2 protein-coding genes are annotated in these 20,180 nt (G+C 63.9%); both read left to right on the top strand.

Annotation, left to right across the window (positions count from 1 at the left end; all coding sequences use genetic code 11):
• Positions 1-66: 66 nt before the first annotated feature.
• A complete protein-coding gene (locus GSQ90_RS20180) occupies positions 67-17,169 on the top strand; it encodes a hypothetical protein (RefSeq protein WP_158816697.1) in 17,103 nt (5,700 codons plus the stop codon).
• Positions 17,130-20,180, top strand: a 3,051-nt coding sequence (locus GSQ90_RS20175) for a hypothetical protein (RefSeq protein WP_158816696.1), incomplete at its 3' end; no start/stop codon positions are given. The genes GSQ90_RS20180 and GSQ90_RS20175, both read left to right, overlap by 40 nt.

Raw genomic sequence — 20,180 nt, 5'->3', positions numbered from 1 at the left:
CTGACGACGGCGGCTGGGACGGCTGCGGGGGGCAAGGCTGCGGTTGGTGCGGCGCTGGCGATTGCTTTGATTGACGACAGCGTTTTGGCGACGACATCGACGAGCATTGGTTCGGGGGGCTCGGTTGGGTTCTCGGCGTCCGGGGCGTCGCTGAGCGTGGTGAGCGCGACGGCGAGCGCGTCGGGAGGGAACTCGGCCGATAGTAGCGGGGATGCGCCTGCGGCGGGTTCGGGCGAGGATTCGAGCGTCGATTCGAAGGTTCAGAAGGAGTCTGGCGACGCGACGACGAAAGAGTCGGACGCGAAGGTCGGGACGAGCGATCAGCAGTCGGCGACGTCGGGCGAGGGCAAGAGCGAGGACGGCCAGGGGTCGACGAGCGACGGGGATGTGGCGGTTGCGGCGGCGATCGGGGTCGACGTTTCGCAGTCGAACGTTCAGGCCTATGTGCCGCGAGCTGTGAGCGTGACGGCGACAGGGTCGCTGACGGTTGCGGCGGTGAACAATACGGACGGGCTGACGAGCGCGGACGGCAGCGCGGTGGGCTCGGCGACGGCGCAGGTGAAGGTTGGGGTTGGGGCGGCGGTTGCGATCAGCCTTGTGCACAGCGTCGACGATGCGATCCTCGGGTCTTCGACGTCTCTTTCGCCGGCGACGCAGATCGTTAGCGATACGCCGGGAACCTATGACGCGGGTGCGGTGTCGATTACGGCGTTGAAGACCGATCTTGGCGGGACGACGCCGACGGTTCCTGCGGCGAGCCCGCCGGCGGTTGCGGACGGGTCGACGCCGGACGATGCGACGGCCTCGTCGCAAGATAGCGCACCGGCGCCGACATCGGCGGATCCGGCGGGTGGCCGGGCTGATCTTTATGGCGCTTCGGCGACGTCCGGGGCGGGCGGCTCGAATGTTGGGGTCGCGGGCTCGCTTGCGGTTGACCTGATCGATTCGGAAGCGATTGCGCAGGTGACGAGCGGGACGGTTGTTCCGCTGTCGGGCCATGGCTCGGTTGTTTTGAGTTCGGACGACGAGACGTCGTCGATCGTTCTGGCTTTGCCGGCTGGCGATGGAGCGACGGGGGGCAAGGTCGGCGTTGGCGCATCGATTGCGTTGAACATAGTAGCGACGCGTTCATTGGCTGAGCTTTCGGATGGGTCGGCGGTGACGGGGGCGGGTTCTGTTGCGCTGACGGCGGATGCGTCGCATGGGGCGGTGACGCAGGCGGACCAGGGTTCTTCGGGTGGGGTTGCGGTGACGCCGGTTGTGGCGCTGTCGCTGATTGACGACGAGACGCAGGCGACGATCGGGGCGCTGAGCGGGGGGTTGACGACAAGCGGGGACGTGAGCGTTACGGCGCTTCAGGCGTCGACGGAGCTGACGACGGCGGCTGGGACGGCTGCGGGGGGCAAGGCTGCGGTTGGTGCGGCGCTGGCGATTGCTTTGATTGACGACAGCGTTGTGGCGACGACGTCGACGAGCATTGGTTCGGGGGGATCGGTTGGGTTCTCGGCGTCCGGGGCGTCGCTGAGCGTGGTGAGCGCGACGGCGAGCGCGTCGGGAGGGAATGGGACAGACAGTTCCGGCGCGTCGACCGATAGCGATGGCAGCGTCGACGACAAGATCCAAAAGCAATCGGGCGCCGCCTCGACGAAGGAGTCGGACGCGAAGGTCGGGACGTCTGGCCAGCAGGGCGATATGACGTCCGATGCGTCGAGCGAGAATGGCAAGGGCTCGACGAACGAAGGCGCGGTCGCGGTTGCGGCGGCGATCAGCGTTGATGTGGCCCAGTCCAACGTCCAGGCCTATGTTCCGAAAGCTGTGAGCATCGCTGCGGCTGGTCCGCTGACCGTCGCCGCTGTAAACAATACGGATGGCGAAGCCAGCGCGGACGGAAGCGCGGTCGGAGCGGCTTCATCCACTAGTTCAGGATCGAAGGTCGGCATCGGCGCGGCGCTTGCGATCAGCCTTGTGCACAGCGTCGACGATGCGACGCTTGGGTCTTCGACGTCGCTCTCGCCGGCGACGCAGATCGCTGGCGATACGCCGGGGACCTATGACGCCGGTTCGGTGTCGATTACGGCGCTGAAGACCGATCTGGGCGTCTTGACGCCGACCTTGCCGGGCGCGACGCAGATCATCCCAACCGATTCCGCCGATGGCGGCCGGCCCGATCAATATTCCACTTCCGCGATGTCCGGCGCGAGTGGAACCAACATCGGCCTTGCGGGGGCCCTGGCCGCCAACATCATTTTCAGCGATAGCACGGCTGAGATCGCCAACGGCGTCGCGGTCAACATCGTTTCTGGCGGTTCCGGATCGGTGACGATCGCCGCCGAGGATGAAATGTCGGCGACCGCGACGGCTGCGCCAACGCCGGGAAGCGGCGCCAGCGGCGGCAAACTTGGGGTTGGCGCATCCGTCGCCCTGAACACGATTTCGACAAGCAGCGAGGCCGCGCTCGATCAAGGCGTCGCGCTTACGGGCGCGGTTGCATCGCTCGCCGTGACCGCGAATTCCTCGACCGATACGGACAGCGAATCCAGCGGCGGCGCCGCAGGCGGCACCGCGATCGACGCCGTTGTCGCTATGTCCATTCTTTCCGAGACGACCTCCGCCACAATCGCGTCCGGAAACGCCTTGTCGGTCGGCGGGGCCGTGGAAGTGTCCGCGATCAGCGGCGGAGCCAACACAGCCAAGGCGACCGGAAAGGTCGACAAAGCAAGCAGCGGCGGCTCTGGCGGCAGTAGCAGCTCCAGCAGTAGCGTGGGCGTCGGCGCGGCGGTCGCCGTCATCACGGGAACCGGGGTGATTGGCTCGACAACCGGCAATTCGATCACGTCCAGCACAACGGCCAGTCTTGATCGGGATGTTGCTACGACAACGGGGGATCTGACGGTTTCCGCATCGTCTACGCGCAGCTACGACGCCGAGTCGTCAGCGGTCGCGGGCGGCGCCGTCTTCAGCGATGCGATGTCGGGTGGCGACGACAGCACGCCGGGCGGCGGCTCGGCCGTAAGCGGCGACACGCTGAACACGTCGCAAGCGCAGAGCGCGATGACCAAGGCTCAGGGCGCCATGGGTTCGGGCAGCGGCGGCAAGCTTTCGGTGGCCGCCGCCATCGGTGCGGCGATCATTGGCGATCAGGTTTCCGCCGAGGTCGTCGGCGGCTCGTCTGGCAATGACCGCACGCTGACGATCGGCGGCAAGGTCATAGTGTCCGCGACGAACGCCGGCGACGTGCTGACCTTGGGCGATGGCGCGACCGTCGGCAGCGATAAGGTCGGGATTGGCATTGGCGCCGCCCTCAGCATCGTCGACAACAGCACCTCGGCCGCGATCGGCGATTTCACGCATGTTGTGACGCCCGGCGCCGTCTCGGTGCTGGCTACGTCGACCGAAAACCAGGATCCGGGCTTCGCCGACCGATTGTCGGCCGAAGCGATGTCAGGAGCGACGGCCAAGAAAATCGCCGTCGCCGGCGCGCTCGCGATCGGCATATCGACATCGACCACCAGCGCCTCGATCGGCGACACGGTCGCGATCGACAATAATGCGGGTCGGGCTGGCGGCATTCAGGTCCAGGCCGACAATACCGGCGAGCTCGCCGCCAAGGCGTGGGCGGGCAGCTTCGCCTCACAAGGAACGGGCGTCGGCGCATCCATCGCTGTGGTGATCTCGACGGATTCCTATTCCGCCTCGATCGGCCAAGATGGCGCGATCAATGCTGGAAGCGTCACGGTCAGCGCGACGAACGAAAAGGTCGACAATTCGCTGCTGATCATCCTCGACCTTATCAACCAGGTCGACGCCGACGCCGGGAGCGCCTCTTCGACGTTTGGCACGAATACGTCGGACGACGCCGCAGCGGTTCTGGCCGAGCTAAAGGGGTTGGGCGGGACCGCGCAGAGCGAGCCCTTGCTCGGCGAGAACAATTATTACACCGAAGTCATTGCGGGAGCTGCGTCCGGAGACCAGGTTTCGTTCGCGGGCGGTTTTGCGATCCAGGTGATCGATAATTCGGCCACGGCCTCGATTGGGCAGAATACGCGCATCAGGGCGACCGCCAACGTCGACGTAGAGGCTACCGACAATGCCGGCTCCAAGACTTTAGTCGGCGGCCTCAGCGCTTCGGCGGGCGCGACCGCGGCGGGCATTTCGAGCGCGATTATCACCAATTCGAGCACGATCGACAGTCACCTCGCTGACGGCGTGCAAATCTTGAACTCTACCGCCGTTTCGATCAAAGCGGGCGCGTCGCAGGACATCGACGTCTTTGAAATCAGCGCCGCGGCCGGCGATGAGAACGGCGCCGTTGGCGTGCTCGGCGTGATTACGTCGCTGACCTCTGTCACCGCCTATGCTGGCAAGGGCGTCGCGATCACATCGAGCGGGGCCGTCGATATTTCGGCCGCCAATACGATCAGCGTTCTCAATATCGCTGGAGCGATTGGCCTCGGCGGCGAGGACGGCTTGGGCGGAACGGCCGTCGCGACGACGATCGAGAACTCGGCGCAGGCCTACGTAGATTCAGATCAGGCCGATCAGTCGAGCATTACGGCGGGCGCGCTCGACATATCCGCGACGACGTCGGAAAGCCTGATCAACGTCGCCATTGCCGGCGCGGCGGCCGGGGAGAACGGCTTTGCCGGCGTCGCAACTCCGCTGACGCAGGTCGTCTCCGCCGACGCCTATGTCGGCCAATACGCGACCGTGCGAACGACAGGCGCCGCTCAGGTCGACGCCAGCGACGGAACGCTCGTCGTGAACGTCGGCGGCGCGGTCGCCGGCGGCGGGGACACCGCCGTTGGCGGGACGGCCGCGATCTCAAGCATCATCAATGACGTTTACGCCTATGTTGACGACAATTCGACAGTCGACGTCGGCTCGCTGGCGATTGATGCGACGGGTTCGCAGAACGCCGTCAATGTAGCCATCGCCGGAACTGCGGGCGGCTCCAACGCCATTTCGGGCGTTCTGACGCCGGTGACCCAGGTCATGAACGTTTACGCCTATGCGGGTCAGAATGACTTGATCGCCGCGGCGACCGGAAACGTCGACATCGGCGCGAAGGACACCACGCTCGTCATCAACTTCGGCGGGGTCCTCGCAATTGGCGGCGATAATGGCGTCGGCGGGACCGCGGCGGTCTCGACCTTAAGCGACACGACAGAAGCTTACATAGGCGACGGCTCGACGGTAGACGCCGCAGGTGCGGTCAGCGTCGCGGCGACGACGTCCGAGAACGTGCTCACCACAGTCGTCGCGGGAGCCGCAGGCGGTAATGTTGGCGTGGGCGTGGCGCTGTCGTCAAGCATCGTGCTCGACACGACCGAGGCCTATATCGGTCACGCTGTCATCGTCGGCGGCGTCACGGAACCAACGTCTCTCGCCGTCTTCGCGCAGGACGCCACCAGCATCACCGATTTTGCGGGCACGCTCGGCGTCGGCGGCGACATCGGCGTCGCCGCGGGGGCGGATGTCAACGTCCTGACCAAGAACACTTACGCCTGGATCGGCCGCGACAGCGTCAGCGACGTTCTGACGCCTGCGAATGCCGCGACGGTCCACGTCGATGGCGGCGATGTGAGCGTCGACTCCGAGAGCAGCGAAAACGTGTATTCGCTCGTCGGGGGGCTTGCCGCCGGCGGCGACGCTGGCGTCGCCGGGTCCGTGGCGATCTACGCTCTTTACGGGAATACGCTCGCCGGAATCGGCGACGACGACACGGTGGACGCGACGGGCAATGTCGCGGTCCTCGCCGATGACGCCAACACGCTGAACCGGATTGCCGGCAGCGCGGGGCTCGGCGGCGACGTCGGCGTCGGCGCGTCGCTCGGCGTGTCCGTCGCTATCCAAACGACCCAGGCGACAATCGGGGTTGATGCGACTGTCGTGGCGCTCGGCCAGACGCCCGGCATTGAGGCGACGACGGGATTTCAGGGCGAGTTTTCCGTTTACGGCAGCCAGGCCCTGGCGGTGCTGCCGCCGAAATCAAATTTGAGCGGGACCGTCGGCGACGATCTCGATCCGACAAGCGTGGCGGACGCGATCGACGAAGGCGGCAAGTTGCTCGTGCTCGATCGCACGACGACGCCTGTTCAGGAGCAGGTGCGCGGCGTCGTCGTCAACGCTACGGCCACCAATCTCTTGCGTTCGCTCGCGGTGAGCGGCGCGGTGGGCGGCGACGTCGGCGTCACCATGTCCGGCGACCTGCCGGTGGTCGTCAGCGATACCGAAGCCACCATTGGCGCGGGCGCCAAGATCAATACGACGGGGACGCCTGGAGCCGGGCAATCGGTCGCCGTCGCGGCGGCCAGCGATCTCTATCATTTGGGCGTTACCGGTTCGGTGGCTGGAGGCGGCGACGTGGGCGTCGGCGCCGGGGCCGAAACGAATATCTTCAGCAACACCACGATCGCCGATATTGGCGCCGGATCGATCGTCAAGGCCGCTGCAAACATCGGCGTTACGGCGAAAGCCAGCGAAGATTTCGCCGGAACCTCGGTGAGCGCGGGTCTGGCCGGCGATGTCGGCGTCGCCGGCGGCGTCACGGGCTTTGCGGTGAACGACAAAACCTACGCCGTCATCGACAGCAATGCCGACGCCAACGCTGGCGGCAGCGTGGTCGTGGCGGCGGATGACGAGACTCGCGCCGTCGTCACCTCCGGCACCATTGCGATCGGCGCCGCCGCGGCCGGCGTTGGCGCCGGCGTTGGCATTTCGGTCATTACGAAGGACACGGAAGCCTATATTGGCGCGGACGCGTCGGTCACGGCGCTTGGCGCCGGCTCCGATGGCGACTTCAGCGCCTATACGAGTGCGGATTCCGCCAACACAACGGGCGGACAGGGCTTGCTGGTGCAGGCCGATTCCGGCGAAAGCGTCATGTCCGTGATCCTGGCGGGCGCCGGCGGCCTCTATGCAGGCGTCGCGGGCGTCGTGTCGGTCGAGGCGATCGTCGCCAAGACGGAAGCCTATATCGACGGTGGTGCTGTGATCAACGACGCCAACGCGGGGGCCAACGGCCAGCAGGACGTCGACGTGACGGCGCGCGACAGCACCGTGCTTTCGACCGTCGACGGGGTGGCGGGCGTCGGCATCGCAGGCGTCGGCGGCGCGGTGGATCTTGCGGTCATCGCCGACACCACGAGCGCCTTCATCGGCGATGGCGCGACGTTGAATGCCCAAAACGACGTTCTCGTCAACGCCTTCGCCAATCAGGCGACGTCCTCCGGCGTGGCGAGCGTCGCCGGCGGCATCGGCGGTTTCAGCGCCGCCATTTCCGTCCTCGCGATCGCCAACGGACCCGATCCGGATCAATCGTCCGAAACGACTACGTCCGGAGGCGCGACGGTCAGCGGCAATGCGGACAACGAGCTGTCCGACGGCTCGATCAACGACACTTATCTGTCGAAATCGTCCAATTCGAATGTCACCGCGACGAGCGCGAAAGCGCAGAGCTACAAGAGCAATCTGAGCGCTTCCGCCGATACGACCGGCGCGAATATTCCATCCGGCACTTCGGCCACGATCGGAGCCGCGACAATGGATGTCGGGGGAACGGTCAGCGCCAAGACGCAGGACGATATCAATGCCGTGACGGCGGACGGCGCAGTGACGGCGGCGGCCGGCCTTGGGGCCGGCATCGGGATCACGGCGGTCGATGTGGCCAGCACCGCCTCGATCGGAGCGAACGCGAACATTACGGCGGGGGCCGTCGACGTTTCGGCGTCGTCGTCGCGTGTATATTCGGCGACAGGATTTGCGGCCACGGCGGTGGGCGTCGCGGCCTCGGCGGTGACGGTCGGCGACGGCTCGTCGACGAAGGCGGAAATTGGCGATGGCGCGCTCAGCGCGGGCGGTGCGGTCAGCGTCGCCGCCACGAATACGACGACCGCGAGCCTCACCACAATCTCTCTGGCGGTGGGGACCGGCGGCGGCCTGGACCTGTTGGTTCTCACGCCAAGCACGACGGCGACGATCGATGGCGGCGCGACGGTCGCTTCCGGAACGGCGACGGCGGGAGACGTCACGGTCGATGCGAGCACCACGATCACATTGCCTCTTACGCCTCTCGTTAGTGGCGCGGCGGCGGCCGTCGTCGGCGGTTTGGGCGCGGGCGTCACCATCGTTGTCATGACGCCGACGACCGACGCGTCGATCGGGGACGGCGCGGTGGTGAGCGCCGGCGCGATTGGCGGCGGCAATGCGAGCACCCTGGGCAGCGTTGTGGTCGACGCGAGCAGCGCCGAGACCCTCTATACGGTCGGCGCTGGCCTGGCGATCGGCGGGGACGCGGCGGGGGCTCTCACCGTCTATACGCTGACGGGACCGACGACTGCCGAGATCGGCGCCGCGAAAGTCACTGCGACGGGCAACGTCGCCGTGTTGGCGGACAGCACGACTAGCGGCGACATTCTGGTCGGCGGCGTGGCCATTGGCGGGGCAAGCGCTGGCGGAGCGATCGGGGTCAGCGTCCTCGACACGACCACGACGGCGGAAATCGACGCATCGGCCGACGTAACGGCTTATGGGCTGAGTTCCATCGCTCAGACTTACGTCGCCAGCTATAATGGCGCGTTCCAAAGCTATGCGTCGGGCGCTTCGATCCAGCCGGCGGCGCTGAGCGGCGTCACGGAAACGGGGAACGCTTCCGAGGATCCGCTGACGACGAGCGATGTCGCCAGCACGGGCGAAAAGTTGCTGCTCGAAGAGCGCGACGCCTCGCCTGTCGATGGGAGCGCGAAGGGCGTGATCGTCAACGCCGCTAACGCCGATGCGATCCGCACCATTTCGGTAAGCGGCGCGCTCGGCGGCTCAGCCATAGCCCTTTCGGGCGATGTGCCCGTGATCATCGCGGACACGCAGGCGACGATTGGCGCTGGCGCGAAGATCAACCAGCGCAATGCCGTCAGCGCCGGCTCGGGCCAATCCGTGGTCGTCGCCGCAGCGAACGATTTCTATGATCTCGGAGTGATTGGTTCGGTGGCTGGCGGCGGCGCTGTCGGCGCGGGCGCCGGCTTCTCAGCGGTCTACGTCCAGGATTCGACCCATGCGACGATCGGGGCGAGCGCGCAGGTCAATGCCGCCGACGATGTGGCTGTCACCGCGCAAGCGGGCGAGGACTTCGCCACGATGGCGGCCTCCGGAGCCCTCGGCGGCGCGGCGGCGATTGCCGGCGGCATCTCCGTCATTGCCGTCGATGATAGCACCAAAGCGCTTATCGACCACAGCGCCCAGATTGTAGCTAATAACAACGTCGCCGTGATCGCCGATGATGAAACGCGTACGGCGACCGTCGCCGGCGCGCTAGCGGTCTCCGTCGGCTTCGTGTCCGTCGGGGGCGCCGTCTCCGTCGTGGTGATCGACAAGGATACCGAAGCGACGATCGCCGGCTCCGCGCAGGTCACGGGCAAGGCCGAAGGCGGCGACACGTTTGTGGAATATACCGACGCTGGCGCGAACCCCTTCACGCAGACGCAGCCAGGGCAGGGCGTCCTGGTGGACGCCGATTCTGGCGAGAGCCTGTTCACACTCGCCATGGCGGGCGGGGTGGCGCAGTTCGGCGGCATTGCCGGCGCGATCAGCGTCCAGATTGTCAATACGACGACGCTCGCCGCGATCGATACCAACGCGCTGATCAATACCGCAGGCGTCGGCAGTTCGAAGCAGGACGTGGATGTCGCCTCGCGCGACTCGACTGGAATCGTGTCGATCGACGGCGCGTTGGCCGGCGGCCTCATCGGCGGTCTATCCGGCAGCGTCGATGTCGGCGTCGTCACGAACACCGTCGGCGCGACCATTGGCAATGGCGCGACGGTCGACGCTGGCGAAAACGTCTTTGTCGACGCGTTGGCCAACAAGGCGATCAGTTCGACCGTCGTGAGCGCCGCCGCTGGCGGCGCGGCGCTGGCGGCCGGTATTTCCATCTACTCCATCGGCGACGGAGTAGATCCGAACAGTAAGGGCGGGCAGGAGCTGCAATCGAATTCGCAGAGCGTTGGCGGCTATGCGGGCTCGCAAGCCTCGGGCGGCGGCGTTGTCAGCGGCTCGATCGACGACACCTCGTCGAATGCGAATGCGCAATCGGCCGCGGGCATGGTCAATTCTCATTTTGGGTCGGTCGACGTCTCCGGCGATGTCAATGGCAACAGCGCCGTAGCGGGCACCTCGGCGACCATTGGCAGCGCCACGATCAATGCGGTCGGCAACGTCGCGGTAGGCACGCAAGACGCTGTGAATTCGCAAGCGATCACGGGCGCGTTAGGCCTGGGCCTCGTCGGCGTCGGCGCCGGCATCGGGATCGTCGCGGACAATGCGACGAACACGGCGAACATTTCCGGCGCCTCGACGCTTTCGGAGAACGATCTATCGGTCGCGGCCAACACGACTCACTCTATGAGCGAGACGAGCTTTGCGGGCGCCGTCGCTCTGATAGCCAGCGCGGAAGCGGATGTGGCCGTGGCGACGGACACGTCGACGACCAACGCGTTCATCTCAGGTTCCACGATTCTGGCTTCGGGAAGCGTCGACGTTACGGCGGATGCCGACCGGCAGATCACTGCCTCGGGTAAGGGCGTTGCGGCCGCGCTAGATCTCGCCGTTGGCCTGTCGCTCGCAACCGCCGATATCGAGGGGACCGCGCAAGCCTATGTCCAGGGCGCAACGATCGGAACGACGGGGTCGAACGTCGGTTCGGTGACGATCGGAGCCTCCTCGGCGGACAGCGCGGAGGCTGACGCTCTTGCGGTGGCGGGCGGCATCGGCGTCGCAGCCGATGGCTCGGTGGCGACGGCGACGGCATCGCCTCACGTAACGGTCTATGTCGACGATGGCGCGATCAACGCATCCGGCGCAGTGCTCATTGAGGGCCAGGCGCAGGACGATGCAACGGCGTCGGCCAAAGGATACGCCTTTGCCATCGGCGGCGCCGCCGGCGCATCGATTGCGACGGCGACGGTCTCGCCTGACGTCGCCGCTGACGTGCGCGATTCTTCGACCATTGACGCGGTGTCACTGGAAGTCGACGCTTTCGTCGGCCAGTCCGGCGCGGTCCCCTTTGTGAGCGCGGACGCCACGGGCACGTCGGGGGCCGTGTTCTTCGGTTTCAACGCCACCGACGCCATAGCGCAAAACGAGGCTCAGGCGATCGCATCGGCGGAGCACAGCACGCTGACGACTACCGGCGCCCTGACCTTCCAGGGGCTTGTTACGACGAACCAGTTCGCGGACGGGACAGGAATCGCGGCCGCCGGCCTCCTCGCGGTGGGTTTCGATATCTCCACCGCGACCTCGAACACTGCGGCGAAAGCGACTTTCAGCGATCTCAACGCTTTGTCCGCGGGCTCGCTGAAGCTGAGTGCGAATGGCAATGACACGAATGTCGCCGATGCGACGGCGGGCAGCGGAGGCGTCATCGCCGGGTCAGCGGCCTCAGCGACGACGTCTTCCTCGGCGACGACGGACGCCACAATCGATAACGATACGACCAATCCGACCGTCGTTAATGTGGCGGGTGGCAATGTCGATATTCTGGCGACCCACACCGCGACCTTCAGCGGCGCGGTGGACAGCACGCAGGCCGCCGTGGTGGGAGCCAGCGGCTCGACGCTGACCCAGAACGTTTCGAGCAATGTCGACGCGCATCTGGGCAATTACGTCCAGCTCGCTGCGACCAATCTTACGATCGACGCCCAGAATATCACGCACAATTACTTCCTCGGCGAACCGACGTTCGGTCTCTATCCTGGCGACACGGCCAAATCCTCGACCTTTGATCCCGACAGCGCAGGTTGGAACATCGACTCAGGATCTGGCGGCATCCTCGCCGCCCCGGCGGGCGACAGCAATACAACCGTGTCGCAGATCACCAACGCGTCGATCGGCAGCAACGCCAGCGTTCATCTTCTGGCGCCGAGTTCCGGCGTCTCCCTCCTGTTCGTCCAGGCCTACAACGAGGCTATCGTTCATCAGAAGGCGACGATCGACTCTGGCGGCGCGATCGCAATCGCCGAGGCCGATGCGACCATCAGCGTTACCGACAACGCCACGGTCAGTTTCGGAGATCGTAGCAGCATCGTCGTCGATATCGGCGACATCGAGGCTGCCGCATGGGGCAATGCCGATCTCGATGTCCGTTCCGCCGCCACGACCTACGGCGTCGCCGGCGCTCCTTCCGGCAAGGCCTATGCGAACTACAACGGCTCGGACATTCTGACGGTCGGCCTCGACGTCCAGCTCCAGTCGACCGATGGCATCGATCCGATCGACGGCTCGACGCCGACGCATGGAACGGTCACGCTGGCGGCTGGGGACAGCCCGGCGGGCATTCAATCATCGCTCGTGCTCAACTCCGAGGTGGACCTCTATAATAATACGGCGATTCCGATCGACTCGACGCCAGACGCGCAATCGAACGTGACAATCAACGCCACCCTCACGATCGAAGGCGAGCCGGACCAAATCACCAACGCGACCAATCCGGCAAATGACACCCATTACGGCGTGAACGCCGCCGGCGACATCGCGCTGTCGGCGGATCAAGGCAATATGTCGACGACAGCCGCCGGCGCCGGCACGAACATCTATCTGCAGGCTCTATCGGAAGCCGCCAGCGCGATCAGCAACCTGTTCGGCGGCGGCGATGTCACTTTCAAGGTCACCGGCGGATCGACGGAGCAGAACGGCGCGAGCGCGCTCGCCATCGACGGCTTGGTCGACACCGGCATCCAGAAGGACAAGTCGCTCACGATTAGCTACGCGACCTCCGATACACTGCCGAACGCCTATTCGGCCGGGTCGTGCAACGTCACCACGACGGCCTGCCTCGCGGCTCCCGTTAATGGAGAGATTCCCGCGACGATCACGGGGCCATTTCCGGAGGCGGAAGATATCCTGGAACGGCTCGCCACGTTGCAATCGCTCCTGCAGCAGTATGGACAGGATCCGATCGCTGCCGGCGCCTACGCCAGCGAGATCACCTTCCTTGAAACCAAACTCGTGGCGCTTGGCCTTGGTAAATTCAATGGCTCCACCTTCGTTTCCGGAAACTTCAGCAATAGCGAAACGCCGAAGCAAGTCGCGCAGGCGCAACTCACGCAAGACCAATCTGTGCAGACAACGCTGTCGGGCAACTTCGTTTCCGCGACAACCGTGCTCGTCAGCTCAACTGACCCGACCATTGAATTGGTCCAAAGCAACATTGCGGCGTTCTTCACGAGGGATTATTCGAGCTCCGCTTCCACGAGCGTCGAGCAAAGCGTGACTGCCGCTTACGGTCAGCTATCCACGCTGAACAATTTCGCCAGCAACGCAAACAAGAGCGACGCGACGTTCCAGGCGGCGGTGGCGGACACTTCTTCGACCAACAGCGCGCTCGTTCAGCAGGGCGTAAGCGATATTACGACCATTACGAATGACGCCGCCAACAATACGGCTTTACAAACAAGCATTACTCAGCTTTCCAATACGATCGTCAGCGATGCGGCCAGCAATAATAGCACTGGCGCGGCGTCCGCAGCCGCGCAAATCGCGACAGATTTGAGCATTATCGCGAGCCACAATACGGAAATGGCCGCCAAGTCGAGCGATCTGCTGAATGTCGTCACGAAATTGCAGACTGATTTAACCTATATCGAGAATCACGCCTCGGACGGAAGCTCGCACGACAAGGGGATTACAGGCTCCACCACCGTAACAACGGCTCTTACAAACATTTCGAATCTGCTTAGTCCGGGCAGCGTCGATTCGAATGGCAATTTGGAGAATTTCGGCGATCCGCGGAACCAGAATACGGCGATCGTCTCGCTCAACGCGTCGATAGCTAGCGAGACGACGACCCTTACGACGCAGACAAACTCCGGAGGCACGCCCGTCGGCCCGAACTCTCTCGGGCAGTGGACCACATTATTGGACGGACTGGGCGCCGCGGTCGCCGCCGATACGACGACATACGACAATGCGTCGAATTCGACGGCGCCTAATCTGCCGCAGAGCTTCTATATCAATGTTCCGGATACGGTCGCGCGGCTCGGCAACATTGCGCTGAACGCGGAATCCGTGACAAGCCCACACGGGACGGGCATCCTTTCAGCGCCCGGCAATGCGTCGATCACGATCACCAACAACACGGCCGACACGCTCGAACTCGGCAGCCTTACGGTGCCGAGCTACGACGCCGGCCGCATCCGCTTCAACGGCGTGCTGGTGAATTCCGACAGCGACATCAGCGCCCTCAATCCGGGAGGGGCGGCGGCGAATTTTACGAGCGTCGTCACATCAGCCACGAGCGGCAAGCCGAGCATCACGATCACCAGCAACTACGAATGGCAGGCGCCGACGAGCCCCAGTTCGCTTTACTACCTGAACAACGAGCAGGTCGCGCCCGATATTCAGCTCACGTTTGGATCGGTCATCAATAATCTCAATGGCCCCGTGTCGATCACCAGCAATTCCGGGAATATCTACATCAACGGCTCGATCAACGCGGGATCGGTGAATATCCTGGCCAAAAACGGCGATCTCGTCACGAGCTACGTCGACGGCTTCGACAATGTAGGCGGCGACCCCGCAAGCCAGTCGCCAACGCTGGTCAACGGCGTCGCCAATCAGGACGGTCTGGGCACAGGCATCGTCGCCAACGGCGAAATCTTCATCAGCGCCCGCTACCTCAACATCAACAGCACGATCCAGAGCGGCATCGCCAATTGGAATCTCGACCTTGAAACCGGCCAGTTGCTCACTGCAGCCAACCCGATATCGATCGGCATTCCTCAATCAGTGATCGACGGTCTGGTGCAGGCTTACCAGACAGCCATTGCGCAGGGGGGCAATCCCTCGTCGTATCAAGCGACGGGATATTCTTTGGCCGGCAGCCCTATCTATCTGAACTTGGACGCCAACGGCATCCCGCAGACCATCGTTCAGGGCTTTCTGAACGACTACAAAGCCCAGGTCCTCGCCGGCAACAGCCCGACCGGAATTTATACCTATACCCCCGCGGGCGGCCAGACCGTCACTTTCAATGCGGCGAATTACACGCCTTCGGTTCGGTTGGAGTTCACTACGGCCCAAGCGAACGCCTATGTGGCCAATCCCGCCAACAACGCGAGCGGGACGACTTATCAGGTGATCAGCGCCGCCAGCACAAACGGCGTGCTGGGTACGATCGGCGCGAGCTATGATCCGGCGAGCCAGGAATATGTCGTCTCGCCGACGGTCGTCCACGGCGGCGACATTCAGCTCTATGGCCAGATCATGGACACGTCGCCGACGTCCGGGCAACTCAACGTGCTCGACGGTTTTGGCACGATCAACATCACGAACAATACCAATCTATCGGTCGTGCTTTCGACACTGGATACCGGCGCCGATCCGACCGGAACGTTGCGCGGAACAGCGGGCATTATCGATATCACCGACGTGCATCTCGACAGCGCCGTCAATCCGAGCAGCGCGACCCCGAACCAAGTCGATGTCCTAGAGACCGAATACACGCGCAATTATAATCCCGCCAACCCCTCGAGCGCCGCTGTGGTGGTTCAACAGCGCTCGGGCGTTCTTCTGGCCGACGGCGTTCCGGCTTTCGTGAACGCAGGCGTTGACTCCGGGTGGCAGGTCATCACGACACCCGCCGAGCTCAGTCAGTCCACGGCGCAGGGCTACACCGCCGACCGGAGCAGTCAATACGACCCACTGGCCGCTCAACGTTACGTGTGGACGACTGGCACCGACTTCAGTTCGACGACGGACTTCCAGCATGACGAAACCGACATTTTCCATTCCGGCGATTTGTCCGTCGACAACATCGACAGTCTCGATTTTACCAGTGGCCCGAATGTCACCAACGAGGGGCGCCTGGCGAATGGCACGTACCTGACGACGTACATAACGCAGAATGCGTCGAGCTCAGCCACGACCAGCAGCATCCACGGGGTCGTCATCAGCAATACGCCTGGCACGACGCCGAACGGCAATCTGGAGCAAACGCCTCTCGTTACCTCGACCTACGATTATCTGACCAGTTCCAAACTGAAGCAGACGGGAGAGAGCGATTCCTGTGACTGGTGGACGTTGTGCATCGCCTCGAATAAGACGATTTATTACGAGCTCGATCAGACCTATACTCAGATCGTCACCTCTTCATTGAAGGCGGATTACGCGATTGGCGTCAACTTCATCGGCTCGAACGTTGGAGCGATCAACGTCGCCTCCAACGCCAACGTAGTTCTGACGAACGACATCACGAACGTCGCTGGCAAGACGACAATCACGGCGACGGGATCAACGAACGGCGTGTCAAGCTCGATCATACAAGGCTCGACCGCCGCGCTCGTCACCTCGAAGTCGATCGATCTCGCGGCTGCAGGTTTCGTCGGCGGATTGAAAAATCCGAGCGATCCGTCGGCTCCGTTGAACGCGCCCGTGGCTGTGTTCCTCACGCAAGCGGGGACGCTAAACGGCGCGCTGACGGCGAATGCCGGCAATGGCGACGTCTCGATCACTACGACTGGCGATCTCAGCGTGCAGACGGTGACCGCGACAGGCGATGTGACGCAGGGACTGGGCAGCGTCACGCTCTTCGCCGGCGAGGGCATCGTCGGCGCGAATGGTTCGGCCTTGATCCAGGCGGACGAGGTCAACCTGACCGCTCAGAACGGCGCGATCCTTGGATCAGGCGGCGCGGCGTTGACGGTCAATACCGGCTACACCAGCAATCAGTCGCTTCGGCAGTTCGGCGACCCGGCGCAAGATATGAGTATCAATTCCAATCCCTATTATGGATTGAAGGCGTCGGGCTCGGGCGACATCAATATCGCTTCGGCGGGATGGTCGGATAACAGCGCGGGGATAATTCTCGTCGATACTGTGGTATCAACCGGCGGCAATGTAACGCTGACCTCGCCGGGCCAGATTCTCGACAACAATCCCGTCCAGACGGTGAATGCGCGCACCGATCAGCAATTGCTGGACTACTGGAACGATCTTAATCTGTTGGCTAGTCCCGCCAATACCGCCAAGCAGCAAGCCACGCTCGCCGCATACGAACAATCGACCGAGCAGGAATACGATCAATACTGGCAGATTCGGCAGACCCAATCGGATGGGGGGCGGTTTACAATCCCAACTTCACAGTGGCGATCGCCCAAGGGTCGCAACAGTATAATGCGCTGAGCGCGCAATATACAGCGCAGATCCAGGCCGCCAATCCGACAATTTCTGCGGCCGCCTTGGCCGCGCAAGTCGCTTCCGACATCAGCGCTTTTGATGCGTCGCAGACGGCGCAATATCATATGCTGAACACGGAAGTCGGAGGCCTGACGACGACCTTCGACAAATCCTTCGTCTTCACCGCGACGGCCGCACAACAGGCCAGTTTGACTTCAGGCGCGACCTGGACGGAGGAAGAGCTTGGATTCTCGCTGTCGGCTGGGGTTCTCAAGACGATCACGGACACCAATCCGGTAGTCAAGGCTCCCAACGTGTCCGGCCGCACCGTCACGATCAATGCGGCATTGGGGGTCGGCGAGACGATCGTCCTGCCTGGCCAAACCGTGCCAGGCGTCGCCATTCCTGCTGGGCAGGCGGGTATCTTCATTGCGGCCGGCACGGATCCGACTACGCTCACAGACGCTGAAAAGGTCGCGCTAGCGACCGCGGAGCGGTCCGACCTTGACCTGACGATCAGCTCGATCCAGCTTCCGGCGGGCGCGATCACCGGCGCCCAGCAGGACGCCTATAACGCCTATGTCGCAGCCAGCAGCCCGACCAATGTCGTGCTTCATTTCGGCACGGACCCGGCTCCTGGCACGATGGAGGCGGTGGTTCTTGAGGCGGCCGCCCAGGGCGTTGCCGTCAAGGCGGGCACCTATTTGGCGATCCTCGACAAATGCCCGGTCAACTTTGCCGCGACCACGGCGCTCAACGTCACGGTCACTCACGCGCCCGATAGTACGATTGATATCGGCGACGCTTATCTCGCCTCCCGCGGGAGTGCAGAGCTTGGCTCGATCGAAGTTCCCGGCGAAACCCGCATCAAGGTTATCGACTCGATCGCCAACGCTGCGGGCTTATCGCTCGTGCAGACCGGGAACATCATTCTCGAGGCGGCTGACGGCGATATTGGCTTTGCGCCCCCGGGTGCCGGCTTCACGCTCAACCTTTCTCCCCTGGCGGGCGCTACGATAACGGCGCGTGCTCAAAATGGCGTCAATATCAACGTCGTCGGCGACGCCAATGTCGATACGCTTTATTCGCCGCAAAACATTACTCTTACGGCAAGCGGCTCCATTTTCAACGCAAACGACGATCAACTGATCAACATCCTCGGCACTGTCGTCACGTTGGCTGCGACGATGGGATCGATCGGTTCGCTAACCGACACGCTGAACGTCGCCGTGAATAACGGCGGCGATATTCTCGCGACGGCGACGACGCCGGGCGCCTCGGTCGATCTTTTCGGACCGGCGGGCAACGACTTCGTTATCAGGTCGGTGGATGCCGGCGGCACGGTCGCACTGACCGCGGCCGCGGACGGCACGATCGATGGCAATGTTCTGTCCAACGGTTTGATCGATCTCGTGGCCGGCGGCAGGCTTATCCTCACGCAGAATGCTGATGTGGTTCCGACGATCGGCGCCGTTTCCATCGATGCGGCCTCGTTGAAGATGCTGAACGGCGCTCTCGTCGATGCGGCGCTCGGCGACGTCGACATCCAGACGAGCGGCGATGCGCTCGTAACGGGCGTCACGAGCGGCAGCGCCGATCCCGATGCGGTGTCGATCATCTCGGGCGGTCATGTCCTGGCCGGAACGAATCCGAATCGCGTCGACATCACCGCGCTGACGCCAGGGGCGGGCGTGTCCATCACGGCCAGCCTCGGCATCGGCGACGAGACAGAGGCCGATAGCGAAGCGAATGACTCGCTGACCGATGCGCCGGGCGCGGCCAACCTGATTACGCCTACGCCCAATGCGCTGATCATCAAGACGGGCACGCTCTCTCTCACTGCGACCGCTGGCGACGTCGACGTCACGACAGCTGCCGTTGTCGCCTCCGCGACCATCACGGCGACGACGGGCAGCGTCAACCTGCGCGCCCTGCAAGATTTCACCGCGGCCGATATTTCTGCGCCGCTCGGAAATCTCGACATCAGCGGAGACGGAGCGTTGAGCTTGCCGCTGCTGTCGGCGGGAACCGGGCCGGGCGCCATGCAGGGGCAGATCAATCTCGACGCGCAGACCACGCTGACGTTGGGAACGGCGACGAGCGGCGGCACGCAGAATCTGGTGTCGCAAGACGATCTCGTGTTCACGCAACTGACTACGACCGGTATCCCCGGCGATCCCGGCAATGTCGATCTTACCTCGACCAACGGCGCGATTCGGGGCGGTGCGATCGACGCCAACGGCGGGGTCGACGTGAACGGTCAGGCTGTGACCCTGGATACTGTCAGCGCGACAATGGGTCCTGTGTTGGCGACGTCGGCTACGACGCTGACGGGCGTCAAACTCGACACGCTGGGAGCGGCGATACTGACGGCGGGCGGCAATATTGATTGGACGACTTTAAATGTCGACGCGACGCTCGTGGCCAATTCCACGGGCGGGACGCTGACGTTGGGAACGGCGACGAGCGGCGGCACGCAGAATCTGGTGTCGCAAGGCGATCTCGTGTTCACGCAACTGACCACGACCGGCATCCCCGGCGATCCCGGCAATGTCGATCTTACCTCGACCAGCGGCGCGATTCGGGGCGGCGCGATCGACGCCAACGGCGGGGTCGACGTGAACGGTCAGGCTGTGGCCCTCGACACCGTCAGCGCGACAATGGGTCCTGTGTTGGCGACATCGGCTACGATGCTGACGGGCGTCAAACTCGACACGCTGGGAGCGGCGACGCTAACGGCAGGCGGCAATATTGATTGGACGATTTTAAATGTCGGCGCGACGCTCGTGGCCAATTCCACGAGCGGGACGCTGACGTTGGGAACGGCGACGAGCGGCGGCACGCAGAATCTGGTGTCGCAAGGCGATCTCGTGTTCACGCAACTGACCACGACCGGTATCCCCGGCGATCCCGGCAATGTCGGTCTTACCTCGACCAACGGCGCGATTCGGGGCAGCGCGATCGACGCCAACGGCGGGGTCGACGTGAACGGTCAGGCTGTGACCCTCGATACTGTG

The sequence above is a fragment of the Methylocapsa sp. S129 genome (genome assembly GCF_009765995.1).
GTDB lineage: Bacteria > Pseudomonadota > Alphaproteobacteria > Rhizobiales > Beijerinckiaceae > Roseiarcus.
The sequence above is the reverse complement of the archived record's forward strand: the minus strand, read 5'-3'. Positions and strand labels throughout refer to the sequence as shown.